Annotated in this window: 24 protein-coding genes; 12 read left to right on the forward strand and 12 right to left on the reverse strand. The window is 67.9% G+C overall.

What is annotated here, in order from left to right:
• Position 1: 1 nt before the first annotated feature.
• The 8 genes from KBY66_RS09240 to lpxD are packed head-to-tail and all read right to left on the reverse strand — an operon-like array spanning position 2 to position 6,762.
• Positions 2-1,111 (reverse strand): Gfo/Idh/MocA family protein, encoded by a 1,110-nt coding sequence (locus KBY66_RS09240; protein ID WP_255089014.1) that lies wholly within the window; start codon positions 1,109-1,111, stop codon positions 2-4.
• Positions 1,108-1,485 carry a hypothetical protein gene (locus KBY66_RS09245; RefSeq protein WP_315855498.1) on the reverse strand — a complete coding sequence of 126 codons (378 nt, stop codon included), beginning with the start codon at positions 1,483-1,485 and terminating at the stop codon, positions 1,108-1,110. The genes KBY66_RS09240 and KBY66_RS09245 overlap by 4 nt, the downstream gene beginning before the upstream one ends.
• A 32-nt stretch (positions 1,486-1,517) precedes the next feature.
• Positions 1,518-2,393 carry an acetyl-CoA carboxylase, carboxyltransferase subunit beta gene (gene accD / locus KBY66_RS09250; RefSeq protein ID WP_255089015.1) on the reverse strand — a complete coding sequence of 292 codons (876 nt, stop codon included), beginning with the start codon at positions 2,391-2,393 and terminating at the stop codon, positions 1,518-1,520.
• Between the two features lie 46 nt (positions 2,394-2,439).
• Complete coding sequence (locus KBY66_RS09255; protein WP_255089016.1) at positions 2,440-3,273, reverse strand: prepilin peptidase; 834 nt, start codon at positions 3,271-3,273, stop codon at positions 2,440-2,442.
• Entirely contained in the window at positions 3,270-3,641 is a 372-nt protein-coding gene (locus tag KBY66_RS09260; protein ID WP_255089017.1) for a hypothetical protein, read from the reverse strand. The genes KBY66_RS09255 and KBY66_RS09260 overlap by 4 nt, the downstream gene beginning before the upstream one ends.
• A 32-nt stretch (positions 3,642-3,673) precedes the next feature.
• Complete coding sequence (locus KBY66_RS09265) at positions 3,674-4,576, reverse strand: phosphoribulokinase (protein WP_255089018.1); 903 nt, start codon at positions 4,574-4,576, stop codon at positions 3,674-3,676.
• Between the two features lie 44 nt (positions 4,577-4,620).
• The gene (gene leuB, locus KBY66_RS09270; RefSeq protein WP_255089019.1) at positions 4,621-5,694 is read right to left on the reverse strand and encodes a 3-isopropylmalate dehydrogenase; all 1,074 of its coding nucleotides are present in this window, start codon (positions 5,692-5,694) and stop codon (positions 4,621-4,623) included.
• A gap of 33 nt (positions 5,695-5,727) precedes the next feature.
• Positions 5,728-6,762, reverse strand: a complete 1,035-nt coding sequence (gene lpxD / locus KBY66_RS09275) for a UDP-3-O-(3-hydroxymyristoyl)glucosamine N-acyltransferase (protein ID WP_255089044.1) — start codon at positions 6,760-6,762, stop codon at positions 5,728-5,730.
• 158 nt (positions 6,763-6,920) lie between these two features.
• On the opposite strand from lpxD, the gene KBY66_RS09280 reads away from it, so the two are divergent.
• Positions 6,921-7,328: a DUF2237 family protein gene (locus KBY66_RS09280; protein WP_255089020.1), complete on the forward strand. Its 408-nt coding sequence runs from the start codon at positions 6,921-6,923 to the stop codon at positions 7,326-7,328.
• Between the two features lie 42 nt (positions 7,329-7,370).
• Here the strand turns inward: KBY66_RS09280 and KBY66_RS09285 are convergent, their stop codons facing one another.
• Positions 7,371-8,156 (reverse strand): SDR family NAD(P)-dependent oxidoreductase, encoded by a 786-nt coding sequence (locus KBY66_RS09285; RefSeq protein ID WP_255089045.1) that lies wholly within the window; start codon positions 8,154-8,156, stop codon positions 7,371-7,373.
• Between the two features lie 19 nt (positions 8,157-8,175).
• Here KBY66_RS09285 and KBY66_RS09290 point away from each other — a divergent pair, with 19 nt between their 5' ends.
• From KBY66_RS09290 to KBY66_RS09310, 5 genes are all read left to right on the forward strand, one after another.
• Positions 8,176-9,111, forward strand: a complete 936-nt coding sequence (locus KBY66_RS09290; protein WP_255089021.1) for an NAD(P)H-dependent glycerol-3-phosphate dehydrogenase — start codon at positions 8,176-8,178, stop codon at positions 9,109-9,111.
• The gene (locus KBY66_RS09295) at positions 9,108-10,022 is read left to right on the forward strand and encodes a PhzF family phenazine biosynthesis protein (protein ID WP_255089022.1); all 915 of its coding nucleotides are present in this window, start codon (positions 9,108-9,110) and stop codon (positions 10,020-10,022) included. The genes KBY66_RS09290 and KBY66_RS09295 overlap by 4 nt, the downstream gene beginning before the upstream one ends.
• Entirely contained in the window at positions 9,995-10,999 is a 1,005-nt protein-coding gene (locus KBY66_RS09300) for a SpoIID/LytB domain-containing protein (protein WP_255089023.1), read from the forward strand. The genes KBY66_RS09295 and KBY66_RS09300 overlap by 28 nt, the downstream gene beginning before the upstream one ends.
• On the forward strand, positions 10,986-11,822 hold the full coding sequence (locus tag KBY66_RS09305) for an ATP adenylyltransferase (RefSeq protein WP_255089024.1): 837 nt from the start codon (positions 10,986-10,988) through the stop codon (positions 11,820-11,822). Before KBY66_RS09300 ends, KBY66_RS09305 begins: the two co-directional genes overlap by 14 nt.
• Positions 11,823-11,927: 105 nt before the next feature.
• Complete coding sequence (locus KBY66_RS09310) at positions 11,928-12,701, forward strand: sigma-70 family RNA polymerase sigma factor (protein ID WP_255089025.1); 774 nt, start codon at positions 11,928-11,930, stop codon at positions 12,699-12,701.
• Here the strand turns inward: KBY66_RS09310 and KBY66_RS09315 are convergent.
• On the reverse strand, positions 12,649-12,843 hold the full coding sequence (locus KBY66_RS09315) for a sigma factor SigF (protein ID WP_255089026.1): 195 nt from the start codon (positions 12,841-12,843) through the stop codon (positions 12,649-12,651). The genes KBY66_RS09310 and KBY66_RS09315 overlap by 53 nt on opposite strands.
• 210 nt (positions 12,844-13,053) lie before the next feature.
• Here KBY66_RS09315 and KBY66_RS09320 point away from each other — a divergent pair, with 210 nt between their 5' ends.
• Together KBY66_RS09320 and KBY66_RS09325 are read left to right on the forward strand one after the other, a co-directional pair.
• The gene (locus KBY66_RS09320; protein ID WP_255089027.1) at positions 13,054-14,736 is read left to right on the forward strand and encodes a DUF3370 family protein; all 1,683 of its coding nucleotides are present in this window, start codon (positions 13,054-13,056) and stop codon (positions 14,734-14,736) included.
• A 23-nt stretch (positions 14,737-14,759) separates the two neighbouring features.
• Entirely contained in the window at positions 14,760-15,806 is a 1,047-nt protein-coding gene (locus KBY66_RS09325) for a DnaJ domain-containing protein (RefSeq protein WP_255089028.1), read from the forward strand.
• 850 nt (positions 15,807-16,656) lie between these two features.
• On the opposite strand, the gene KBY66_RS09330 is transcribed toward KBY66_RS09325, so the two are convergent.
• Entirely contained in the window at positions 16,657-17,151 is a 495-nt protein-coding gene (locus KBY66_RS09330) for an allophycocyanin subunit alpha-B (protein ID WP_255089029.1), read from the reverse strand.
• 137 nt (positions 17,152-17,288) lie between these two features.
• Here KBY66_RS09330 and rlmD point away from each other — a divergent pair, with 137 nt between their 5' ends.
• On the forward strand, positions 17,289-18,674 hold the full coding sequence (gene rlmD / locus KBY66_RS09335; protein ID WP_255089030.1) for a 23S rRNA (uracil(1939)-C(5))-methyltransferase RlmD: 1,386 nt from the start codon (positions 17,289-17,291) through the stop codon (positions 18,672-18,674).
• A gap of 32 nt (positions 18,675-18,706) precedes the next feature.
• Here the strand turns inward: rlmD and pheT are convergent, their stop codons facing one another.
• On the reverse strand, positions 18,707-21,187 hold the full coding sequence (gene pheT / locus KBY66_RS09340) for a phenylalanine--tRNA ligase subunit beta (RefSeq protein ID WP_255089031.1): 2,481 nt from the start codon (positions 21,185-21,187) through the stop codon (positions 18,707-18,709).
• Between the two features lie 110 nt (positions 21,188-21,297).
• Between pheT and rpmG the strand changes: the two genes are divergently transcribed.
• From rpmG to KBY66_RS09355, 3 genes are all read left to right on the forward strand, one after another.
• On the forward strand, positions 21,298-21,492 hold the full coding sequence (gene rpmG, locus KBY66_RS09345; RefSeq protein ID WP_255089032.1) for a 50S ribosomal protein L33: 195 nt from the start codon (positions 21,298-21,300) through the stop codon (positions 21,490-21,492).
• Positions 21,493-21,582: 90 nt separating this feature from the next.
• Positions 21,583-21,804, forward strand: a complete 222-nt coding sequence (gene rpsR, locus KBY66_RS09350; RefSeq protein WP_255089033.1) for a 30S ribosomal protein S18 — start codon at positions 21,583-21,585, stop codon at positions 21,802-21,804.
• Between the two features lie 8 nt (positions 21,805-21,812).
• The gene (locus KBY66_RS09355) at positions 21,813-23,855 is read left to right on the forward strand and encodes a ribonuclease catalytic domain-containing protein (RefSeq protein ID WP_255089034.1); all 2,043 of its coding nucleotides are present in this window, start codon (positions 21,813-21,815) and stop codon (positions 23,853-23,855) included.
• The last annotated feature ends 574 nt before the right edge of the window (positions 23,856-24,429 follow it).

Consider the following 24,429-nt stretch of genomic DNA (forward strand, 5'->3'; position numbering starts at 1 on the left):
TCTAGGTGATGCTCAGGCGTTGGCCTGTTTCAGCTGACGCCAGGGCCAGATCACAGCAACGCTGGCTGCGATAGCCCTCATGGAGGCCGGGCACCATCGGTCTGCCCTCGCGCACACTGGCACTCCAGGCCGAATGGATGGCCAGCACTGGCGCGATGCGGCCATCGGCCCAGGTGCGGGGGAAAGCGAAACGGGGATCGATCGGGACCGGCTGGAGGGGGGCCGTGCCGCTGGCGCGCCAGAGCTGGAAGCCGTGCACGTAGTCGGCTTGATTGTCGCTGCCGAGCACCAGGGCGCCTTCGCTCCCATGCAGCTCCAGCCAGCAGCCCCGCCCAGCTCGGGTGACAGAGGACAGGCTGAGCTGGGCGGGGACCCGATCCGACCCCCCATGCTCCAGGTCGATGGAGACCAGAGCGATGTCGTCGGCATCCACTGGCCCCACCCCTCCACTGCCATCGGCCAGGGGCCTGGATGGGATGGCGGTGGAGAGGGAGGCCGCCAGGGAGGTGGATGGGCCGATCAGCCAATGCAGCATGTCGAAGGCATGGCTGCCCAGGGCGCCGAGCACACCACCGCCTTCGCTGCGCTGGGAATACCAGCTCCAGGGTCTTTGGGCATCGGCGCGGCTGCCCATCAGCCAATCCAGCTTCACCAGCCAAGGCTCGCCGATGGACCCCTCAGCCAGCAGGGTTTCGAGTTGGCGAAACATCGGCACGGCCCGGTATTCGAAATCGACCGCCACACTCAGGCCGGCGGCCATGGCCAGTCGTTGCAGCTCCAGGACCTGCTCGGCCGCCAGGCAGACCGGTTTTTCGAGCAGGAGGTGCTTGCCCGCCTGGAGGGCGGCGCGGGCCAGGGCATGGCGCAGGGCCGGTGGGGTCGCGATCACCACCGCATCGACGGCCGGGTGGGCGAGCAGGGCATCGAAATCGGAGAACCCGGGCAATTCGGCTGATCGGCAGGCGACTTCGAGGCGGGCCGGACGGGGGTGCCAGAGCGCCACCGGTTCGGTGTCCGGGCAGGCCCGCAGGGCTGGCAGGTGAACCTTCTCCCCAAAGCCCAGTCCGGCCACGGCGACTCGGAGGGACGAGGCTGGGGAACGGGTGTTCATCCTCTGGCCAGCAGAGGTTCGCCGGCCACGCAGGCTTCCTCCAGAACCGCGCTAATCAGGGCATCGCCCGCAGCGGGTTGCCAGCTGGCCCTGAAGCGGGGCAGGCCATTGACGGAGGTGTCGCGGAACCGTTGCTGGGCACAGTCGATCTCCATGACATACAGACCCCCGGCTCGGCTGGTGTCTTCAGGCTTGAAGCGGCTCAGCACAGAGAGGAACCCATCCGGGCTGCGCCGCAGGCTGCCCTCATCCCACCATTGCTGCCCTTCGGAACTGGCCGGGACTTCCTTCCAGCTGACCGGACCGGCCAGGGCCGGCAAGGGTAAGGCCAGGCTGAGCGCCACCAGGAGTGCCATCACCAGTGAGGCCGTCACCCTGCCGATCCGTGTCGTGATGTTTCCCATGGTCAGGCCGCCACGGCCAGGCCGCAGCCGTGCAGCCGCAGCAGGCTGGAGAGGGTGGCCTTGAGGCGGGTGCGGGGCACGATGTGGTCGATGAAGCCGTGGTCCTGGAGGTACTCCGCTGTCTGGAAGCCGTCGGGCAGTTTCTCCCGCAGGGTCTGCTCGATCACCCGGCGGCCGGCGAAGCCGATCAGGGCCTTGGGTTCGGCCAGGATCAGGTCGCCGAGCATGGCGAAGCTGGCTGTGACCCCGCCGGTGGTCGGGTGGGTGAGCAGGGGGATGTAGAGAAGTTCGGCCTGGCGGTGCCGCTGCAGCGCCCCGGACACCTTGGCCATCTGCATCAGGCTGAGCATCCCCTCCTGCATGCGGGCGCCGCCGGAAGCGCAGACGATCACCACGGGGACGCGCCGCTCCGTGGCGGCCTCGATCAGGCGCGTGAGCTTCTCGCCCACCACCGATCCCATCGAACCGCCCATGAAGCGAAAATCCATCACCCCCAGGGCCAGGGGCATGCCATCCAGCCGGCCGAAGCCGGTCACGACGGCATCTCGGAGGCCGGTGCTGCTCTGACTGTCAAGGATGCGATCGGCGTAGCTGCGTCGGTCCTTGAAGGCGAGGGGATCGGTGGGGGCCAGGTCGCGATCGATCGGCTCAAAGCTACCCTCGTCGGCCATCAGGAGCAGCCGTGCGCTGCTGTCGAGGCGGTGGTGGTGGCCGCAGCCGCTGCAGACGCTGGCATTGGCGATCAGATCCTTGCGGTAGACCACCAGAGAGCATTCGGGGCATTTGCTCCAGAGGCCGTCCCCGTCTTCAACATCCTGGGTGGCCCGCACCACTGGGGTGGCCTTGCGGCGATCGGCGAACCAGTCGAACAGCGACATGGATGATCAGCAGGATCAAGGCGATCCCTCCATTAAAGGGCGCTGCCTAAACGCCGACGCCTCTGATCCAGGCCGCGTGCTGCCGCAACCACCAGGCCTCCCCCGCCAGCCATACGGCAAGGCCCCCGAAGGCCAGGAACGGGCCGAAGGGAAAGGGTTCCTGGGGCCCGAGCCGTCCGCTCAGCCGGGCCGCTACGCCCACCAAGGCGCCAGAGAACACCGCCAGCGTCACCGCCACCCCCAGCCCCACAATCCCAAGCCAGGCCCCCAGCAGGGCGGTGAGCTTGGCGTCGCCGAGGCCAAGGGCGGGTCTGCCGATCAGCCGCTCCACCAGGGCGCTCAGGGCCTCGAAGGCGAGCAGGCCGATCGCCGCGGCCAGCAGATGGTTGAGCAGCAGGGCGCGGGCGAGGATGGGAGACTGACTCAGTCCAAGGACGGTGGTGACGGCTAGACCGAGCAGCAGGCCCCAGCGGCAGAGGGATTCCGGCAGCCAGAGGTGGTCGCAGTCGATCAGCACCAGGGGAACCAGCCAGCTCACCAGCAGCCAGCCGGCCAGCAGCAGCAACCAGGCCGGCGGTGAGCCCATCCCCCCCGGCCTTGCCAGCAGCACCGCCACCCAGAGGACGGCGGTGAGCAGTTCCACCAGGGGATAGCGCCGGCCGATTGACCCCTGGCAATGGCCACACCGGCCGCGGCGCAGCAGCCAGCCCAACAGCGGCAGGTTGTCGTGCCAGGCGAGGCTGATCCCGCAGTGGGGGCAGCGGCTGGGGGGAGCCAGCAGGGATTCCCTGCGGGGCAGCCGCCAGGCCACCACATTGAGGAAGCTGCCGACGCAGGCGCCCAGAACGGCGGCCAGCAGGGCCAGCGCTGGATCGATCATGGTCCGCGGGAGCTGCGGGGGCGGCCATGGCGGCTGCGGATCAGCTCCAGGGGCACGTACTGCTCATCCGGCAGCAGCACCGGCGCTTCAAAGACCACCCGGCCCTGGATCGTGCCCTGGGCTGTGCGGCCCTGCAGCACGATTCCGATCGGCACCCCACCGCCCGGACATTGTTCGAAGTAGTGGAAATAGATCTGGCGGGCGCGGCTTAGCACATCCCCACTGTTGATCTGATCCCACCGCAGTGGGCTGACACCCTGGCCGGCCGCTCCGCGGATCACAAAGGAGGGCGCGGAGCTGGAGGGGGTCGAATCCGGTGGTGTGGAGGGTGGTGGGGTGGGGGGTGTGGTGAAGGAGATCGGCCTCACCAAAGGGAAATCGGTGGCGAAAGCCTAATCGGTCAGAGCGACTTTTCTTTCTCCTCGATCATGCGATGGATGATTGGGGTGAGGATGATCTCCATGGCGAATCCCATCTTGCCTCCATTGACCACGATGCTGGTGGGGCTCGACATGAAGGAGTCTTGGATCATGCGCAGCAGGTAGGAGAAGTCGATCCCCCACTTCTCCCGGGCTCCCTTGCGGAAGTGAATGATCACGAAGCTTTCGTCGGGGCTGGGGATGTTCCGGCAGATGAATGGGTTGGAGGTGTCCACCGTGGGCACCCGCTGAAAGTTGATGTCCGTGCGGCTGAACTGGGGACAGATGTGATTGATGTAATCCGGCATGCGGCGCAGGATCGTGTCCACGATCGCCTCGGCCGAGTAACCCCGCTCGGCATTGTCACGGGAGATCTTCTGGATCCACTCCAGGTTGGCGATCGGCACCACGCCGATCAGCAGGTCCACCAGAGAGGCCACGTCATAGCCCTCGCCCACCACGCCGCCGTGGAGGCCTTCGTAGAAGAGGAGATCGGTGTTGGCCGCGATCGGTTCCCAGGGGGTGAACTGACCCGGTTCCAGAGCGGTGCCGAGCCGGCCGTTGTGCTGGGCGGCCTCCTCCAGGCTGTGCAGGTAGTAACGCTTGTCACCGGTGCCGGTTTCGCCATAGGAGCGGAACAGTTCCTCCAGTTTGTCGAAGACGTTGGCCTCCGGACCGAAGTGCGAGAAGTTGGCGCCCGCCGCCTGGGCCTTGGCCATCTCCTGTTTCATCGGCCCCCGCTCAAAGCGGTGGTAGCTGTCCCCTTCCACCACTACCGGAGCGATGCCTTCCCGCTCGAAGATGTGCTCAAAGGCGCGTTTGACGGTGCTTGTCCCGGCGCCGGAGGAACCGGTGACAGCCACAATCGGGTGACGCTTGGACATCGGCGACAGGGAGGGAAGGGAAACCGAGTTTCGCAGGTCGCCGGTCAGAGGGCCGCCAGCACCAGCTCCCCCATCCGCTTGCAGCCCACCGGGGTGTCGCCGGGGCCGGCCAGATCGGCGGTGCGATGGCCGGCCGTCAGCACCCGGTCGACGGCTGCCTCCAAATCGGTGGCGGCGGCCGGCTGTTTCAGGCCCACCCGCAGCAGCATGGCGGCCGAGAGCACCATCGCTAACGGGTTGGCCTTGTCGGTGCCGGCGATGTCCGGCGCGGAACCGTGCACCGGCTCGAACAGCCCTGGGCCGCTCGAGCCAAGCGACGCGGAGGGGAGCATGCCGATGCTGCCGGTGAGCATGGCGGCCTCGTCGCTGAGGATGTCGCCGAACAGGTTGCTGGTGAGCAGCACATCGAACTGCTTCGGGGCCCGTACCAGTTGCATCGCTGCGTTGTCGACGTAGAGGTGACTGAGTTCCACCGAGGGATAATCGGCGCTGATGGCCTCCACCCGGTCGCGCCAGAGCTGGCTGACATCGAGCACGTTCGCCTTGTCGACGCTGCACAGGCTCCCGCCGCGTTCGCTGGCCAATTGGAAGCCCACCCGGGCGATCCGGTCGATTTCGAAATCGCTGTAGGCCATCGTGTTGAAGGCCCGCACGTGGCCATCGGCCTCCACCCGGCCCTTGGGGGTACCGAAGTAGATGCCGCCGGTGAGCTCCCGCACCACCACCAGGTCCACCCCCTCGATCACTTCGGCCTTGAGGCTGCTGGCACCAGCCAGGGCGGGAATGATCTTCACCGGGCGCAGGTTGGCGAACAGCTCCAGGCCGGAGCGCAGGCCGAGCAGCCCGCTTTCGGGACGCTGCGCCCTGGGCAGGTTGTCGTAGCGGGGGCCGCCGATCGCGGCCAGCAGCACGGCGTCGCTTCGCCGGCAGGCCGCGAGCGTGCTGGCCGGAAGGGGCTCCCCGCAGGCGTCGATCGCGGCGCCACCGATCGGCTGCGCGTCGTAGATCAGCGAGAAGCCGTGGCGGCCTGCCACCGCATCGAGCAGACCTCTGGCCACCGCGGTGATCTCCGGACCGATGCCGTCACCGGGCAGGAGGGTGATCCGGTAGCTGGTCATGAAGGCCGGTTCGGGCGGAAGCAAGCAGCGAGGCTACCGGCCGGCCCGGAGCTGGCGAACACTGCGGGAGAGCTCCGGCAGCTTGTTGAAGACGGCGGAGCAACGCAGCCACAGCCGGTTCGGAATCGCCGGGTAGCCGCTCACCACCTCACCGGCGGCGATTTCACCGTGGATGCCGGACTTGGAGGAGGCGATCGCCCGATCGCCGATCACGGCGCGGTTCGCCACCCCCACCTGGCCCGCCAGGATCACGCCATTGCCGAGCACGGCGCCGCCGGCGATACCCACCTGGGCCGCCAGGGCACAACCCTTCCCGGTGACCACGCCATGGCCCACGTGCACCAGGTTGTCGATCTTGGTGCCGGAGCCGATGCGGGTCTCGCCCACGGTGGGACGATCGATGGTGGAGCCGCAGCCCACCTCCACACCGTCTTCGAGCACCACCCGGCCGGTCTGGGGCATCTTCACCCAGCCTGTGGCGGTGGGCACGAAGCCGAAGCCCTCGGCGCCGATCACCGCGTTTGACTGCACCACGCAGCCCACTCCAAGCCGGCTGCCGGGGTGGAGAACGGCATTGGCGTGAATCTCGCAGCCTTCTCCGAGCTGCACGTGTTCATAGAGCACCACGCCGGGATGGAGGGTGCAGCCGCGGGCCACCACGCAGCCGGCGCCGATCACCCCGTGGGCCCCCACATGAACCTCCGCCGCCACGTCAGCGCCTGGATCCACCACGGCGCTGGGGTGAATCCCGGGGAGGCGCAGCCTGGGGGGGTGCAGGGCGGTGAGGGCCTCGGCGAAGCCGAGGCGTGGATTCTTCAGCCCCACCCAGGCCACCCCCCGGTCTGTGGCCAGCCGCTGCAGGTCGTCGTCGAGGGGGAGCAGCAGGGCGGCGGCTGCGCTGGCTGAGAGGGCGGCGGCCAGGGCGTTGCCGGCTTCGAGGAAGGCGAGCTGCCCGGCCCCGGCGCGATCAAGGGCTTCGGCGCCGCTGAGCTCCGGATCGCCGGCCAGGTGGCGGGGGCTGCTCGCTTCCACCGCGCTGATCCGGGCGAGCAGGCTGCTGAAGCGCATTCCCCAGGGGGCGGACGGCACGGATCGTAGGGCCCACCCGGTTGGTTGAAAAACGTTGACACCGGCTGCAAGCCATGGGCACCGCCAGGCGGGAGGGGTTAAGGCAGAACAGTGGGACGGGGCCCCAGCACAATTGAGCGTCCCGACCCCCTTCATCCTTGGACGACCCAGCGAATCCTCCCGGCCGGAGTTCCGGAGCCGACCAGCCCCGCAATGTGCTGGAGGAACCCCTGGAGATCTGCGGCTGCGATCCGCCCACGGGCTGGTATCGCGACGGCTCCTGTCGCACCGATGGCAGTGACCTCGGACGCCACACGGTCTGTTGCGTGATCAGTGAGAACTTCCTGCGCTACAGCCGCTCCCAGGGCAATAATCTCTCCACGCCCATGCCCGCCTACGGCTTCCCGGGCCTCAGGCCGGGCGATCACTGGTGCGTCTGCGCCTCCCGCTGGTTGGAGGCCCATCAGGACGGAATGGCCCCGCCGGTCAGGCTGGAAGCCACCGAACACTCCACCCTGGCGCTGATCCCCCTCGACCTGTTGCAACAGAACGCATTCGAGCCCTGAGTGGCATGCGGCCACCCTGCGTGATCGTTGGATCAAAGCTCATCACCAGGGGATCATCGATCCATCCCAGGCCAGGAAGCTGCCGCTTTGCTCCGGCCCCTGGCGCTCCAGCACATCGAGCAACTGGCGGGCGCTCCGATCGGGGCTGAACAGCCGCTCCGGGGCCACGGAGGCCTGGAACGGCGCTGAAAGAGGGGTGGCGGTGGTGCCGGGGTGCAGGAGGGTGACGCAGGCCAGGGGCCGGCGCCGCCGCCACTCCAGCGCCAGGCAACGCAGCAACTGGTTCTGGGCCGCCTTGGCCCCCCGGTAGCCATACCAGCCACCCAGCTGGTTGTCAGCGATGCTGCCGACCCGGGCGGAAAGGCTGGCGAATAGCACGGGCTCTGTTCGGTCCAGCAGGGGTTCCACCGCCCGGGCCAGCAGCAGGGGGCCAAAGGCGTTGACGGCGAACAGCCTTTCCAGGGCCTGGCGGTTGACCTGTTGCAGCCGCTTCTCGGGCTGCAGGGTGTCCCCATGCAACAGCCCAGCGGTGTTGAACACCAGCCGCAGTGAAGGGGCCAGGGTCTGCAGGGCCAGGCTGAAGCGGGCCAGGCTGCCGTCGTCCGTCAGGTCGAGGGGCAGCAGCCGCTCCGCAGGCAAGTGGCCGCCTGGCTCGGGCCGCCAGCCGCTGTGGCTGGTCGCCCAGAGGGTCAACCCCGGGGCCCGCCAGGCGAGATCGGCCAGCAGGGCCTGGCCGATGCCGCCACAGCCCACCACCAGGGCGTGTCCCTGCCACTGGCGCAGCCCGTTATCCCTGCTGCCGGAGGATGGGGGAGCTGCCGGCGGCATTGCAAGGAGGCGTTGGAGCATGCCGCATGATGGCGAGATGGCGGTGCGGATCGGTGTGCTGGGTCAGGGGGCTTGGGGCCGAACCCTGGCTGGCCTGCTGCAGCGGCAGGGCCACCGGGTTCAGGTCTGGTCGCGCCGTTTACAGACCGATCCGGCAGCGCTGCTGGCCGAACAGGACCTGATCCTCTCCGCCGTGGCCATGGCCGGTGTGCCAGCGCTGGCCCAGCGGCTGGCAGGGCACTGGCCCAAAGGGCTTCCCCTGCTGAGTGGCAGCAAGGGCATCGACCTGGAGCAGCTCTGCACCGCCTCCCAGCTGTGGCAACGGTGCCTTCCCGAGCTCCAGTGCGTGGTGTTAAGCGGACCGAATCTGGCGGATGAACTGGAGCGTGGCCTGCCGGCGGCCAGCGTGCTGGCCTCGGTCCATGGCGCCCTGGCCAGCAGGTTGCAGCACCACCTGAGCAGCGACTGCTTTCGGCTGTACACCAACGCCGATCCGATCGGGACCGAGTTGGCAGCCGCCCTCAAGAACGTCATGGCGGTGGCGGCCGGTATCTGCGACGGGCTGGGCCTGGGCGCCAACGCCAAGGCTTCCCTGCTCACCCGGGGGCTGGCCGAAATGGGCCGCCTGAGTGCGGCGATGGGCGGCGATCCCGCCACCCTCTACGGTCTGGCCGGCCTGGGAGATCTCCTGGCCACGGCCAACAGTCCGCTAAGTCGCAACTATCGCTTCGGCCTGCTGCTGGCGGAGGGGCTGTCCTCTCAGGAGGCCCTCGGTCGCATTGGGGCCACTGTGGAAGGCCCGGTGACGGCCGAGGCGGCCCTCGCCCTGGCCCGTCGGGGGGGCGGGACCCTGCCGATCTGTGAGCAGGTGGTGGCCCTGCTCCACGGCCGCTCCAGCGCCAAGGCGGTGGTGCGCGCCCTGATGGAGCGCGACCTCAAACAGGAGATGTCTTGACTTCAGCGCTGCCGGCCCTGCTGATCCAGGCCTTCGCGGAGTTCTTCCCGCAGGGGAACGGGGCAGCCGTGGTGCTGCTGGACCAGGAGGCCGATCCTGGCTGGATGCAGGCGGTGGCCGCCAGCTTCAACCAATCGGAAACGGCGTTTCTGCTCCCTTGCCCCGATCAGCGTCAGGCCGAGGCCCCCTGGGCCCTGCGCTGGTTCACGCCGAGCTGCGAGGTGCCGCTCTGTGGCCACGCCACCCTGGCGGCCGCCCTGGCGCTGGTCCACTGGGGGGTGTTGCCGGCGGATTCGCCCACACGGCTGCAGACCCGCAGCGGCCCCCTGGAGGTGGCCGTGCATGGAACCAGCCCGTACTCCGCCGATCTGGTGATGCCGACGTGTCCGCTGCAGCCCTGCCCTCTTCCCCAGGAGCTAGGGCATTGGCTGGGTGTTTCGCCCCTGAAGAGCTGGACATCCGCTCTCGGCTACGGGGTCGCGCTGCTTCCCACGAGCGTCGATCTGGCGGCCCTGGACGGGCCCATGGTCGCCCGGTCCCTGGGGGTGGAGCTCAGCCGAGGGCTGGTGCTGATGCAGGCGTTCGCGGATGGCGTGCCCAGGCCCACCGTTCTGGGAGCCCAGGCCGACTACCAACTGCGGTTCTTCGCCCCCGGCCTGGGGATTGCCGAGGATCCCGTCACCGGCTCGGCCCATGCCCTGGTGGCGCCGTGGTGGTGCGAATGGCTTGGACGGAGCCGGGTGGTGGGGTGGCAGGCTTCTAGTCAGGGCGGTGGCATGGTCTGCGAACCGCAGTGTTCAGGCATGATCCTGCTGACGGGAGCGGGGCAACTGGTTTGGGATGGCGTCCTGAAGACTGGCTGCGCCGCTGGCGTGCCTGGGGAATGGCGGCACTGCCTCAACGGCGGCTGAACACCTTGCTGTTGACCGCCCCCCTGAGCGTTGTCGCCCTTGGGCTGGGATTCATGGCCCAGTCCCTCACCCCCGCACCGCCGCAACCGGATGCGCGTGTTCTCAACGCTCTGCTTCCCGTGGTCACCGATCCCGTCGGCGAGCAGTCCGTCGATGATCGGCGGCTGGAGTCGATCCAGGCCCGACGTGCCGAATCGACACCACCTGCGGCCTACCCCTCGCCGGAGCAGCAGGCAAGCCTGGTGGAGCCGGCAGCAGGCCGGCCCGTCTCCCTGGAGATCCGCGTGGCGTTGCTGAGCCAGGCCGGACAGCCGAGCCTCTCGGCGACTGGCCCCTGGACCCTGCGCGACGGAACGGGAGACCTCCTGCTGAGGGGTCAGGCGGGCACGGCCGTGGATCTGGGTACCGTTCCAGGCCCTGCCAATGGTCTCTGGCTCGAAACCTCCCCCGGTGAGGCCCTGCTGGTCAACGGCCAGGCCTATGAGGGTCGGTTGCGGCTGCTGCGGGAGGGTGGTGCCATCACGCCGGTGAACCATCTGCCGCTCGAGCGCTACCTGGTGTCGGTAGTGGGGGCGGAGATGCCCAGTTCCTGGTCGATCGAAGCCCTCAAGGCCCAGGCGGTGGCTGCCCGTTCCTATGCCCTGGCCCACCTCGCCCGACCGGCTGACCCCCACTTCCACCTGGGTGACACCACCCGTTGGCAGGCCTACCGCGGCCTCACCTCGGTTTCCGCCCGCACCGCCGAGGCGGTGAGGCGGACCAGCGGCCTGATCCTCAGCTACCAGGGAGGCATCGTCGAAAGCCTCTATGCAGCCAACAGCCAGATCACCCTCGAAGCCCATGGGCACCTCGGGGCGAGCATGAGCCAGGAGGGGGCCCAACAACTGGCGCTGAGCGGGCTTCGTTACAACCAGATCCTGGGCCGCTACTACCAGGGAGCCTCCCTTGCACGGCTGCAGATCGGTGCCAGGAACTGAGGAGCGGCTCTGGCGGGCCGCCCTGGAGCGCAGCATCCAGGCCCGCCGGGACGGCAGCCTGATTCCCCTGGTCACCGACCTGATTGCTTCGGAGGGCTGGGAACCCTTTCAGCTGCGCCGGCTTTGCTCCCGCACCCCGAAGCACCTGCTGGAGAGAGGCCCCCGGCCGAATCCGTTCCTGCCCTGGGAGCGCCCCTTGGAGGTGCAACGGCTGGGGACCAGTCATGTGTTGCTGCTGAACAAGTACCCCGTGCAGGCCGGCCACGTGCTGCTGATCACCCAGGACTGGGCCCCCCAGGCGGGTTGGCTGCTGGCCTCCGACTGGAAGGCGGTCAGCGAGGTGGCCGCCGACACCGCCGGGCTCTGGTTCTTCAACAGTTGTGCTGAGGCCGGGGCCAGCCAGCCCCATCGTCACCTCCAACTGCTGCCCCGTCACCACTCCGAGCCCGCCTGCCCGCTGGAGCCTGCGATCCGAGCCCAGCTGGAGGGTGATGCAGCCCCCTGGCCCTGGCGCTATCGGCTCAGCCGACGGCAGCCGGGTGAGGATCACTCGGCCTTGGCCGACCATTACAACAACCAGGCGATCGCCCTCGGGATCGGGGATCCTGGGGCTGGAGGCAGCCCCCTGTACCCCTACAACCTGCTGTTCAGCGAGCACTGGTTCCTGATGATCCGCCGGCGGGTTGAGCGGATGGCGGGATTCAGCGTCAACGCCCTGGGCTTTGCTGGCTACCTCCTGCTGACCGACCAAGCCGACCTGGGCTGGTTCAGGCAACACGGACCCTGGGCCCTGCTCGCGGAGGTGGCAGACCAGGTTCCGTGATCACACGGTTGCCACAACAGCGAAGCCGGGATCTTTCTGGAAAAGGGAGCAGCGCTTGCCGCCCCCACCACCGCCTTGATCCCAACCTCCACGTTCAGCGCACTGATGCCGAGCCTCTCCGCCCCAGCCCAGAGCAAGCCTTCCGCTTTGGCCGACACCAAGATCAAAGAGCGCAACCAGCGCGTCTCCACCTACCGCGAACTGGTCAGGCCGATCGCTTTGCACTACAGCGGCTTGAGCCCGGAATGCCCGGAGGATCTGATCCAGGTGGGGCTGCTCGGCCTGATCCGCGCCGCTGAGCTCTACATCCCCAGCCTGGGGACGCCCTTCTCAGCCTTTGCTCGCCACCACATCCGTGGCGCCATCCTTCACTACCTCCGCGATCAGGCCGGGCCGATCCGGGTGCCGCGCCGTCAGCAGGAACTCGAAGAGAAGCTGCGCCAGCTGGTTCGCAGCCGGCAGGCCCAGGGACAGGAAGAGCCCAGTGAGCTGGACATTCGTGAGGCCCTGGAGCTGGGCAGCGCCCAGTGGGAACGGTTCCAGCGGCTGAGGGGCCTGGGAAAACCGTTGTCGCTTGATCTCCACACCGTAGAGATTGCCGCCCCGGAGCAGGCGCCCGTGGAGACCAGCGAGCACGGGGAGGCGATGGCCGTGCTGGAACGGCTGGAACCCCTCCATCAGGCGGTGGTGAGGAAGGTGGTGCTCGAAGGCCAGAGCCTGCGCAGGGCCGCCACCGCCTTGAACGTCAGTCCGATGACGGTGCACCGGCGCTTGCGCCTTGCCCTCGGCCAGCTCCGCTGCCAGCTCGATGGCGGTGCCCGCCAGGTCAGTTCGGGGTTGAGGCCCCATCCCTGTTCATCTGTTGCTCCAGGGTGCTGATCGCCGCGGATACGGCCGCCAACTGCCGCTCAACGCCATCACGCCAGAAGGTGAGCATGCGCAGTTTGCGCTCCTGATAGGAGCGGCGGCTGGTTTCCGGATCGTTGCTGCCGCCGGGGCAGCATCCAAAGGGGGGGAACATGGGACCATGTCTCAGAGCGTGACGGTTCTAGCGACCGCACCCCCCGGGCGGCGATCGGTGTTCTCAACAGTTGCGTTACTGTTAATTGTCTTGGGACCAGCATCAACAGCAGGGTTGCGGCCCGTTGGATCCGAAAGGACGTTTGCAGACTTCCTCTTGTCAGTTCGTTTGAGTCAAAGCACGAGCTCGTCTCGTCCGAGTTGCTTCTCCGTGCCCTTGGCCCTCCTTGCTGTTGTCGGTGGGGGTGTGCTGTTCGCCTCCATACCAGCGAAGGCCCAGTCCTATGTGGCCCTGATGGCTGGTCAGTCGGCCCGGCCGTTGAACGGGGTGTTCAACACAGTGCCGGTGCTCCACTCCAACCAGCCGGAGGAAGTGTTCGGCCCTGGAATCCTGGTCAACACGGCGCCTGGGTCGGCCTTCTCCCAGGAAACCGGGCAGCAGTTGGAGAACGCCACCTACACCTTCAATGGTGAGTTCGGCCTGCATGCCCACCACAAGTATTTCCCGGAGGATGCCAGCCGGCTGGGCGGGCGCTACGTGCGCGGCAAGCTCACGATCGCCACGATCGTGATCAACCCAGGCAAGCGCCCGGTCACCCTCCAGATTGATCGCGGGGCGGTTCGCAACAGCTTCGAGGCTCCCTACCTTGCCAATCACCTGATGGGTGTCAAGCCCCTGGGCCCCAGGCCGTGGAACACCGGGCCGGGGGACGCCACCGCTGTGATCATGCTCCGCAACCAGCGGGACCCGAAGCTGCCGGACACCTTCGTCATACCGCCGCGGAGCCGGGCCGTTCTGTTCCACACCCGTCTGCCCGCCCGCGGCATTGCCAATGGTCTGCTGCGGGGCCGCAGTGACGGGCCCTTCCAGATGGCCGTGGTCGCCGCCGAAGACCCAGAAACCGACGCCGACCTGATCGCGGTGCTGGATCGGGGGGTGCTGGCCCCTGGCCGCACTTACCTGAAACTCCTGCCGGAGATTCAGAGTGGCCGCGTGTTCTCCCGGGTGGGAGGCGTCGCCCTCGGTGATACCTATGCAGCCACCCTGACCCACGACCTCAGCCAGGGCTCCCTGCACGTTCCCCTGACCAGCACCACCCGCACCACCTTCGGCACCCGGGACGTGCAGGTCAACGCCCTGGCCAGCCGCATGCTCGATTCCTCCCTGGACAACGTGGGTACCTACGGGGTGCGCTTCGATGTGACCCTCAACCTCAAGGGCAACGGGCCCTATGAGCTGGTGCTCAGCCACCCAACGGCCTATGGCAAACAGTTCACGTCGTTCCGAGGGTCGATCGGCATCCAGACCAGCGAGGGTTACAAGGAGGTGCATGTGGGTATGCAGTCCGGCGAAAGCCTCTCCTTGACGCCGCTCACCCTCAGCCCCGGGGTCAACAACCCGGTGACCGTGAGCCTGGTCTACCCGGCCGATGCCACCCCGGGCCATCTGCTCAGTGTTGTACCCGCCCAGCAACTGGCCCAGTTGCGCGAGCGCGAACGCTTGGTTGAGATCGCCCGGGCGGCAGCCGCCGCTGCGGCGGCCAAGCCGAAACTTCCGCCTGCGGCTCCCCCGTCCGTGGCCAGCACCGTCGATGCCGCTGCTGGAGCCACACCACGCCCCAAGGCTCCGGCCAGCCGACCGAGGGCGGCGGCGAATCCAGCCAGGCCACTGCCGGCCTCCAAGACCCCCAAGCCGTCTGCTCGCCCGGTTTCACGCCCGGCGGTGATGCCGGCCTGGATCCAGCCCTTGCCCCCGATTCCCCTGCCCCTGCTCAACCGCAGTGCCCCTGGTCCATCCGGGCCCCAGGCCCAGGTCACCCAGGTGCTGCTCGATCGATACCAGCAGGCCGCCGAGGCCCAGCAGCGCTTCCTCAACGGGATGATGGGTCGCTAGGCCAGGGTCGTCGGTGAGCAGTGGTGGCTGAACCAGAGAACCAGAGGCGCAAGCGGTTCAGCATCGACCTGCCGATCGAGCGGCTGGAGCAGATCGATCGCTTCCGCAAGGAGTGGGGCTATCGCGGTCGTGGCGATGTCCTGGAGCGGTTGCTCAACCACGTGCTCAGCAGTGATGAGGACCTGGAGGAGGACGCTACGGACGGCAGCGGCGAGCCCCACGGGTTGAACGAGCGGGGTGCCCTGGTGCTGGTCGCCAACTGCCACCAGGCCGAGCTGGTGTTCGACGACGAGGCCAGCGGCGAGGCAGGAGGTCCGCTGGAACTCCGCACACCACTGGACCCGATGCCCGTGATCGATTCCAGACCCAGCGCCAACCAACGTCGCCGAAGCCTTGGGATTGAGCTGCCCGGCTTCGTGCGCCAGAAGTCGGAGCGGCTGCGCCAGAGCATCAACCCGCCGCCGGCCGCCGAGAAGGATCGGGAGCCCCTGCCCAGACTTGGCCCGATCGATCTGGACCAAGCCCTCCAGGCTGCGGGACAGCATTGGCGCAACCTCTACGGCACGGAAGCGAATGCGGCGGTGCTGGAAGCGGCGATGGTCTGGTTGGCCCAGGAGATCTGGCCCCAGTCGGATCAGTCCGATGGAGGTCCGTTCACCTGGACGCTGGCGGAGCGGTGGATCCTGGGGGTCATTCCCAGCTGGCGGGCGGCAGAACCCAGCTTCGAGCGGGTGATCGTGGCGGCGGGGTTGCTGGAAGACCCGTTCAGCACCGAAACGCTCACGGTGCGCATTCCCACGCTGATCCGCCGCTTCGTGCACCGCTTCCGCCGCCGTCAGCGCGGCACCTCCTTCCAGACCCTGGAGCACACCATGACCCTGCATGGAGCCCTGCGCCAGTTGCAGCTTCCCACCGAGGACGGCCAACGGTTCACCCTCGACCAGATCCGGGAGGCCTACCGCGACCAGGCCCTCAATCACCATCCCGATGCCGGCGGCAGCGCCGATGCGATGCGTCGATTGAACGAGGCCTACCAGCTCCTCAAGGAGCTGTACCGGAAGACCACCTAAGTATCTCGTCTATCTCTTCTCAGACATGTAACAAGACCTATTCAGTGTCTCAGCTGAGATGGCCTATGCACCAACTGATTCCACCGTGGCGCCGTGAAGCGCTGCATCAAGCCACGGGGCCGGGCGGACCCAGAGACGCGACGTTCCACCGCCTTGGCTGGTCCATTGCCGCCTTGCGCTGTTGTCCAGTGCTCTGGACAACGCTGAGATTCCATGCAAATACAGAGCCTGCCAAGGCTGCGTACCTGCCTATGGAGCAGGTACGCAAGAGATCTGCTGAATCGATCCACCTGTGGACGGGGATGGAAAGAAGTCTTTTCGCGAAGATTCACGCCAGACCGACCGATCAAAGGGAAGCCCGCGTCCCCTGGAATCAACGCCATTCATCGATCTCAATCGATTCTCCCTTGCGAGGTCTGCTGCCCGGTCGGACTGGCCGGCCGGGTTCCTCAGCCAAGGGCCCGATCGCCAGCCACCATCGCGCCTGACCACCCATCCGCTCAGGCTTGGCGTTCGAGTCCTGATTTCAGACCTGGCCTGAGATCCGAATAGGACTCGTTATCCCCAAAAAAGACCAGACCCGAGACCCGGTTTGCATCTCATCTGCGATCAGCGAGATTACTTTGACCGATCCTGGCGTCCAGGCTCTGGCAATGAACACAGCCGATACAGCCGACACAACAGCCGAACTCCACCCGTTCAGAGGAACGTCAGTCCCGTCCAGCTTGGCTCACGCTTCTTAGGCAAGACAACCGGCTGGTCCAGGATTCTGTTTCAGGCTGGACATGCAAGACGATCAACCAGTTCCAGGCTGGGCCGGTGCAGAGTCCGGGCTGGCCTTGGGCAGGGGTCAGGCCGAGGTCTGCATGCCCTGGATCAGAAAGTCGAAATAGGGGGAAGCGACGGCGGCATCGCTGGAGCCCAGCAGCACCAGGGAGGCTTCCTTCAGGCAGCGCATGGCCTCGACCATGCCGGCCATGGGCACGCCAAGGCTGTTGTACATCTCCCGCGCTCCCACCAGGCCGATCTCCTGGATCTTCTCGGTGCTGCCAGCCATCACGCCGTAGGTGACCAGCCTCAGGTACCAGCTGAAATCACGCAGGCACTGGGCCCTCTGCCGCTGGCCGTAGGCGTTACCTCCCTGGGCCACGTACTCTGGCTTGCTGGCGAACAACTGGCGCGCCGATTCATCGACGATCTTGCGTTCGTTCTCGCTGAGGGCGCGGGCAATGCTGATGCGCTGGCTGCCACCGGAGAGAAACTGCGCCATGACGCGCAATTCACCGCCACTGGGGTAGCGGAGCTGATCATCGGCTTGCAGGATCAGATCCCGGACAACGCTCATTCCGTCCACCATGCACCGCCCGATCCTATCGAGGCCCGAGCCGAAAGCCCACCGGGGCCTGCCATGTGTAACGGCCCTTTGCATCTAGGGTCGTGGGCGCCCTCCTGGTCTGGTGAGCGTTGCGAATGGGGTCGTCCATGCCAGCCGTCGGCAGCGAACTGGAGCTCCGGGTCACTGGCCTGAACCATGAGGGCCACGGCGTGGCGCGTTTGCTTGGCCCCGGCTCTGGGGGGCCTGGCCCCGGGGCCAGCGAGCTGGTGGTCTTTGTCCCCGATGCCCTGCCCGGGGAGGAGGTGAGGGTAAGGGTGTGCCACCAGGGCCAGCGCCACCTGGTGGCGGAGCTGATCGAGCGCCATTCCAGCTCCCCGGATCGCCGCAAGCCCCCCTGCATCCTGGCCGGCACATGTGGCGGCTGCAGCGTCCAGCATCTCAAAGACCCGGCTCAGGCGACCTGGAAACAGGACCTGCTCCAGGAAACCCTGCGGCGGATCGGCGGCTTGCAGCTGGCAGTCGAGCCGATCCTGGCCGCCGCCTCGCCCCTGGGCTACCGGAACCGCGCCGTCATCCCCCTGGAGCGCACCGCTGAGGGACGGCTGCGGGCGGGCTTCTACCGCAGCGGCAGCCACCGGATCGTGAACATGAACCGCTGCCCGGTGCTGGATCCCCGCATCGACCGCCTGATCGCTCCCCTCAAGCACGACCTCGAGGTCAGCGACTGGCCGGTGGATGTGAATCTGCGGGAGGGCGGCGGCCTGCGCCACCTGGCCCTGCGGCTGGGCCATCACACCGGCGAGCTGCTGCTCACCCTGATCAGCAGCCATGATGACCTGCCTGACCTTCAGCTGCAGGCCGAGATCTGGATGGAGCGCTGGCCCGAGCTCGTGGGGGTGTGCCTGAACCTTCAGAGTCGGCCGAGCAACACCCTGATGGGACCGTCCACCACCTGCATCGCCGGCAGGCCCTGGTTGATCGAGCGGTTCGGTGGACTCCAGTACCAGATTGGCCCTGACACCTTCTTCCAGGTCAACACCCCCCAGGCCGAGCAGCTTCTGCCACTGCTGAGCTCGGCGTTGCAGCCCTCGGCCGCGGTCAGGATTGTCGATGCCTTCTGCGGCATCGGCACCTTCACCTTGCCCCTGGCGGCAGCGGGTGCCCAGGTGCTCGGCCTCGAGCAGCACGCCGGCAGCGTCGCCCAGGCCAGGATCAACGCCAGCTTCAATGGCCTGGGCGGGGTGGAGCTGGAGGCGGCCGATGTGGCGATCGCGCTGCCTGAGGCCCTGCGCCACGCCGACGCCCTGCTTCTCGATCCACCGCGCAAGGGTCTGCCGGCGACCGTCTGCGACGCGATTCTGGCCACCCCCCCCCAACGCCTGGCCTATCTCAGCTGCAACCCGGCCAGCCTGGCTCGGGATCTCGCCCGCCTCTGCGCCGATGGTTCGCTGCGGCTTGTCTGCGTGCAACCGCTCGATTTCTTTCCCCAGACCAGCCACGTCGAGGCTCTGGCCGTCCTGGAGAAGACATGAGGCGCCGGGTTCAGCTTCTGTTCCGCTCCTGATCAGCTCCTCAGCTGGGCACCAAATTGGCGATCGAGGGCGGCGCGGATCGTGGCGTGGCATTGCTCCACCTCCGATTCCGTGAGGGTGCGGCGGGGATCCCTGTAGCGCAGCCGGAAGGCCTGGCTGACGGCTCCGGCGGCAATCTGGTCGCCTTCATAGCGATCGATCAGCTCCGCCGACTCCAGCAGGGGCTTGCCTGCCTTGCGGATCGTGGCCAGCAGCTCCGCCGCCATGGTCCCGCTCGGCACCACCAGGGCCAGGTCCCGCTCCGAGGCCGGCACCGTGGGGAACACCGTGAAGCTCGGCTGCCAGCGGTTGCGGCGGGTGGCGGCGGAGAGCAGCGGCGCCAGGGGAGCCTGAAAGAGGAAGGTGGCCTCCGGCAGATCGAGGCGTTCGGCCCGGGCGGGATGGAGCTGGCCGAACCAGCCCACCGCTCGCCCCTCCACCAACAACTCCGCCGCCCGGCCCGGATGGAGCAGCCCGTGGCTGGTGAGGGGGCGGTCTTCGCAGGGGATGGCCAGGCTGGCGAGGGCCACCTGCAGCACGCCGCGGGCTTCGAAGTAATCCGGATGCCGCGGCTTGCCGCCGTTGCTCCAGAGCGCGGCGCGACGCTCGCCGCAGATCACACCGGCCAGCTCAAAGTGCTCCTGCGGAACGGTGGAATCCGGGTCAAGGTCGAAGACGCTGCCGATTTCGAAGCCCCAGAACCCTTGGCGGGAGGCCTGGAGGTTGCGCCGGGCCGCCTGCAGCAGTTCCTCGATCAGGCTGTCGCGCAGGTGGCTGGTATCAGCCAGCAGGGGATTGGCCAGGGGCACCCGCGGCGCCGTGGCCAGCGCCGACTCGCCGGGGACCAGGGACACCAGGGACAGGGTGCAGAGTTCCTGCAGCCCCGCCTGACAGAGGGCCTGGCGCAGGCGACGCTCGGCCCGTTGGGCGGGCTCCAGGCCGCCGGGGCGAATCGGGTCAGGCAGGTGGCTGGCGAAGTGGTCGTAGCCCACCAGGCGGGCCACCTCTTCGATCAGATCCACTTCCCGCCGCAGGTCCATGGCCCGCGAGGGGGGCACCGTCACGGTCCAGCCGTCCTCCTCTGTCTCCAACAGGCAACCCAGGGATTCGAGGGTCTGGTGGATGCGAGCGTCGTCGAGGTCTTGTTCCTGGCCATCCACGAGCACCGGACCGAGCAGTTGGTGCAGGGCGTCGCGCCGCAGCCAGAGCGGTGGCTGCGGCTCAGGGGGCCGCTGATGCAACCAGCGGCCGGCCAGCTGGGCGCCGGCGAGCTCCTGCAGCAACGCGGCGGCCCGATCCGCCGCAGCCAGGGTCACCTGGCGCGGCAATCCCTTTTCGAAGCGAAGGCTGGCGTCGGTGCGCAGCCCGACACTGCGGGCGCTGCGCCGCACGGCCTGGGGGGCGAAGACCGCCGCCTCCAGCCAGATGTTGGTGGTTTCCTCCTGGACGGCCGCGTTCGCCCCACCCATCACCCCGGCCAGGGCCACGGCTTGGTCGGCATAGGTCACCACCAGTGCTTCTGGGCTCAAGGCGTGGTGAGCGCCATCGAGGCCGGTGAACGGTTCCGCGGCGGTGGCACCGCGCAGACCGATCCGCTGCGCTTGGGCCTCGGCGCCGGTGCTTCCGGCCGGATCGAGGCCCGCCAGGCGGTCGGCGTCGAAGGCATGGAGAGGTTGGCCGGTTTCCAGCATCACCAGGTTGGTGATGTCGACGACGTTGTTGATCGGCCGAAGGCCGGCGCGCTCCAGGCGGCGCTGCAGCCAGGGCGGCGACGGTGCCACCCGCACCCCCCCCAGGGCTGTGAGGCTGAACAGCCCCCCCTCCTCGATCGCCGCCCGATCGGCTGCCCCCACGGCCAGGGGCTGGGCGGCGATCGGCGTTGGACTGCTGGCGAGCTGGAGAGGGGCTCCGGTGAGGGCGGCCACTTCCCGGGCGATGCCCTGCATCGAGAGGCCATCGGGGCGGTTGGCGGTGATGGCCAGCTCCAGCACCTGATCATCCAGGCCGAGGGCCGCAGCGACGGCCGCGCCGAGGGGGGGGACCTGCTCCAGCAGTTCATCGAGCACGGCGATGCCGGCGGAGCCAGCGGCGAGCCCCAGCTCCTGGAGGGAGCAGATCATGCCGCTGCTGGCCACCCCCCGCAGCTCGGCGGGCTTGATCGTGAGATCAACGGCCGGCAGGTGGGTTCCCACCAGGGCCACCGGCACATGGAGGCCCACCCGCACGTTGGCGGCGCCGCACACGATCTGCAACGGGGCCTCAGCGCCGACCTCGACGCGGCAGACGCTCAGCTTGTCGGCGTTGGGATGGGGCTGGCGGTCGGTGACCAGACCCACCACCACCCCGGTGGCATTGGCGGCGAGATCCTCGATCGCCTCCACCTCGAACCCGGCGATCGAGAGCCGCTCGGCCAACTCGGCCACCGGCGTGTCGCAGGCCACCAGCTCCCTGAGCCATTGGAGCGAGACCCGCATCGTTCTTTGATCGTCGTAGGTCCAGTGATCCTAAGGAGGGAATCGGGGCGGACCGGACGGTAAGATCGACCGTTGTCAGTTCGCCTCGCACCAGCGGAGCACGTCCTTCCATGGCCAAGAACAAGGGCGTCCGGCTCGTGATCACCCTCGAGTGCACGGAATGCCGGTCCAATCCCGCCAAGCGGTCCCCCGGGGTGTCCCGTTACACCTCCCAGAAGAACCGCCGCAACACCACCGAGCGGCTTGAGTTGAAGAAGTTCTGTCCCCACTGCAACAAAAGCACGATCCACAAGGAAATCAAGTGAGCCCCGGACTGCGCTGCGGTCCCTGGCTCCCCTGATCTCCAGGCTCTCGTTGCCGTTCCCTTCTTCTAAACCCTGCCGTTTCTGTCTTCCATGTCCAGCTCCTTTTTCAAGAAGCGTCTTTCGCCGATCAAGCCCGGCGACCCGATCGACTACAAGGACGTCGATCTACTCAAGAAATTCATCACCGAGCGCGGCAAGATCCTGCCCCGCCGTCTGACCGGCCTCACCGCCAAGCAACAGCGTGATCTCACCAATTCGGTGAAGCGGGCCCGCATCCTGGCGTTGCTGCCCTTCGTGAATCCGGAAGGCTGAGTTCCGCCTTGTCCCTCCAACCGGGCGACCTGGTGGGGCTGATCGGCCCCAAGGGTCCGGAGCTGGCCTTGGTTGAGAGCCTCAGCGGCTCCAGGGCCGCCCTGCGGGTGGGTTGGGATGGGCGTGCCCAGCAGCTTCCCCTGCGCCAACTCGATCGGATCGCCCGATCGCGGGGATCCGAGGCGCCGGCAAGCCGCCTGGGCGAAACCCCCTGGCGGCTGGTGGAGACTGAGCTGCTCGCCCAGCGCCCCACGGTCCGGGATCTCGGTGCCGCCTGGCTGCTGATCGGCGAAGCCGCCTGCGACCTCGAGGAGTTCGTGGCCCTGATCGCCAACGCCGACACCCCAACGGCCCGGGCGGCCTGCTGGCTGCAGTTGCAGCAGCCCGAACAGATATTTTTCCGCTGGCGCAACGGCCAGGTGCAGCCCCGCTCCCTGCGGGACCTGCGCCAGCTGCGGCGGGAGCGGCGGCAGGCCCGCCTCGCCGATCAACGGCGCGAGGCCTGGTTTGCCCTGTTGCGGGCGCGCCAACCCTTGGACCCTGAGGCCCTGGCCCCGCTCCAGCGGGAGCAGCTGGAGCTCTTGCTGGCGGTGGCTAGCGGCGCCAGCGACGCGACCATCCCCCTTGAGCTGCGCCGCGGCCTGCAGCAGGCCCAGTGCGCGCCGGAGGCTGGTCCGATCCGCCATCTGCTGGTGGATCTGGGCCTCTGGCAGCTTCATGCCCTGCCGTCCCTGCGCCGCAGCGTCTGGGAGCAGGGCTTCAGCGAAGAGCTGCTGGCGGAGGCGGAGCGGCTGGTGGCCAGCGCTGACCAGCCCTGGCCGGGCGATGCGGATCGCCTCGATCTCAGCGGCCTGCGTACCTACAGCCTTGATGACGCGGACACCAGCGAGATCGACGACGCCCTTTCCCTGGAGACCAGCGCCGATGGGAGGGAGCGGATCTGGATCCACATCGCCGATCCCGGGCGGCTGATCGCGGCCGACTCCCCCCTCGACCTCGAAGCGCGACAACGGGGCTCCAGCCTTTACCTTGCCGATCGGGTGGTGCCGATGTTTCCGATCCGCCTGGCGGCAGGACCGTTCAGCTTGCGCCAGGGACGGCGTTGCGCGGCCTGGAGCACCGCCGTGGAGCTGGATCCGGAGGGGGCAGTGCTGGACGCCTCGATCCAGCGCAGCTGGGTGCGCCCCACCTACCGGCTCACCTACGGCGATGGCGATGAGCTGATTGAGCTGGCCCCTCCCCAGGACGCCGACCTGGCCCGGCTGCACGAGCTGCTGCAGCGACGGCGCCGCTGGCGGGAGCGCCAGGGGGCCCTGCAGATGGACCAACCGGAGGGGCGGATCCGCTGCCGGGACGAGGCGGCGGAGTTGGAGGTCACCGAACCCTCGGCGGCCCGGGCCCTGGTGGCCGAAGCAATGATACTCAATGGTGCCGTGGTGGCCGAGCATGGCATCCGCCACGGGCTGGCCCTGCCCTACCGCGGCCAGCCCGCCAGCGAACTCCCGCCTGCCGCGGAACTGGATGCCCTGCCGCCCGGACCGGTGCGCCATGCCGCCCTGCGCCGCTGCCTCAGCCGGGGGACCAGTGGGGTGGCCGCGTCCCCCCATTTCAGCCTCGGGCTGCCGGCCTATGTGCAGGCCACCTCTCCGATCCGTCGCTACGGCGATCTGCTGGTGCAGCGCCAGCTGGCCGCCCAGGGCGGCGGCGCTGTGGCCCTCGATGGCCCGGCCCTCTCGGAGCTGCTGAGCGCCTTGGAGACTGTGGTGCGCGAAGGCATCCAGATCTGCCGCGAAGACCAGCGCCATTGGCAGCAGGTGTGGTTCGAGCAGCACCGCGGCGAGCGCTGGGAGGGGCTGTTCCTGCGCTGGCTTCGACCCCAGGACCAGCTGGGTCTGGTGCACCTGGAAGCCCTGGCGCTTGATCAGGCGGCCCGTTGCCCCCCCGGCAGCGACCCCGGCGACGGCCTCTCGGTGATGGTGGAGCAGGTGGATTCGCTTTCGGATCTACTTCGGCTCACGGCTCGCCCCCGTTCGGCTGGTCCTGACCGTTGAACACCTCCAGCACAGAGGCGGTGTCTTTCCTACCTGGATCGAGCCAGGTGCGGCTGGAGGCGGCCCCGTCATGGAGCAACCCAGAGAACCCCGTGCCCCCATTCGGCCCGGATGATTCAGACTTGGAGCCTGAAGGGTCCTGAGACCATCATGAGAATCTCAGGAAAATCGGAGGGGTTGATCCAGCCGGCAACCCTACGGATCAGGTCCTGGGGTACGTTTAGAAGTGATCACATCTGCATTGGTCTGGCCCAGATCCGCAGGGCCACAGGTGAATCCAGTCAACAAGGCATACGACAAGCCAACGACTCCACCAGCTTGAACCGGCGCTTGATGCCAGCTTAGTTGGCCTGGCAACCCTTGGCCTGCTGGCCCCGGTGACTTTCAGGGAAGGTGTCACTCCTTGGCTGCCACTCAGGCGGCCTGGACCAAGGCTAGCGCGAGGAACGGTTCGGGCTCTTCTGGTGGCTTGTTGATCCACACTTCTTCGGGTTGACGCCAGCAGCGGGTGCTTCGGCTCCACCGAGTTGGATTGGCCCGACGGGCCTTCTCGTAGACATCGACTCGCTTCTTG

The organism is Synechococcus sp. Tobar12-5m-g (assembly GCF_024345415.1).
Taxonomy (GTDB): domain Bacteria; phylum Cyanobacteriota; class Cyanobacteriia; order PCC-6307; family Cyanobiaceae; genus Regnicoccus.

Bases quoted from the DNA above. Each gene is read 5' to 3' on its own strand.
- KBY66_RS09290 (WP_255089021.1), top strand. From the start codon at position 8,176: ATGCCGCATGATGGCGAGATGGCGGTGCGGATCGGTGTGCTGGGTCAG.
- pheT (WP_255089031.1), bottom strand. From the start codon at position 21,187: ATGCGGGTCTCGCTCCAATGGCTCAGGGAGCTGGTGGCCTGCGACACG.
- KBY66_RS09300 (WP_255089023.1), top strand. From the start codon at position 9,995: ATGGCGGCACTGCCTCAACGGCGGCTGAACACCTTGCTGTTGACCGCC.
- rpmG (WP_255089032.1), top strand. From the start codon at position 21,298: ATGGCCAAGAACAAGGGCGTCCGGCTCGTGATCACCCTCGAGTGCACG.
- accD (WP_255089015.1), bottom strand. From the start codon at position 2,393: ATGTCGCTGTTCGACTGGTTCGCCGATCGCCGCAAGGCCACCCCAGTG.
- rlmD (WP_255089030.1), top strand. From the start codon at position 17,289: ATGCCAGCCGTCGGCAGCGAACTGGAGCTCCGGGTCACTGGCCTGAAC.
- rpsR (WP_255089033.1), top strand. From the start codon at position 21,583: ATGTCCAGCTCCTTTTTCAAGAAGCGTCTTTCGCCGATCAAGCCCGGC.
- leuB (WP_255089019.1), bottom strand. From the start codon at position 5,694: ATGACCAGCTACCGGATCACCCTCCTGCCCGGTGACGGCATCGGTCCG.
- KBY66_RS09285 (WP_255089045.1), bottom strand. From the start codon at position 8,156: ATGCCGCCGGCAGCTCCCCCATCCTCCGGCAGCAGGGATAACGGGCTG.
- KBY66_RS09240 (WP_255089014.1), bottom strand. From the start codon at position 1,111: ATGAACACCCGTTCCCCAGCCTCGTCCCTCCGAGTCGCCGTGGCCGGA.
- KBY66_RS09255 (WP_255089016.1), bottom strand. From the start codon at position 3,273: ATGATCGATCCAGCGCTGGCCCTGCTGGCCGCCGTTCTGGGCGCCTGC.
- KBY66_RS09330 (WP_255089029.1), bottom strand. From the start codon at position 17,151: ATGAGCGTTGTCCGGGATCTGATCCTGCAAGCCGATGATCAGCTCCGC.
- lpxD (WP_255089044.1), bottom strand. From the start codon at position 6,762: ATGCGCTTCAGCAGCCTGCTCGCCCGGATCAGCGCGGTGGAAGCGAGC.
- KBY66_RS09265 (WP_255089018.1), bottom strand. From the start codon at position 4,576: ATGTCCAAGCGTCACCCGATTGTGGCTGTCACCGGTTCCTCCGGCGCC.
- KBY66_RS09315 (WP_255089026.1), bottom strand. From the start codon at position 12,843: ATGTTCCCCCCCTTTGGATGCTGCCCCGGCGGCAGCAACGATCCGGAA.
- KBY66_RS09310 (WP_255089025.1), top strand. From the start codon at position 11,928: ATGCCGAGCCTCTCCGCCCCAGCCCAGAGCAAGCCTTCCGCTTTGGCC.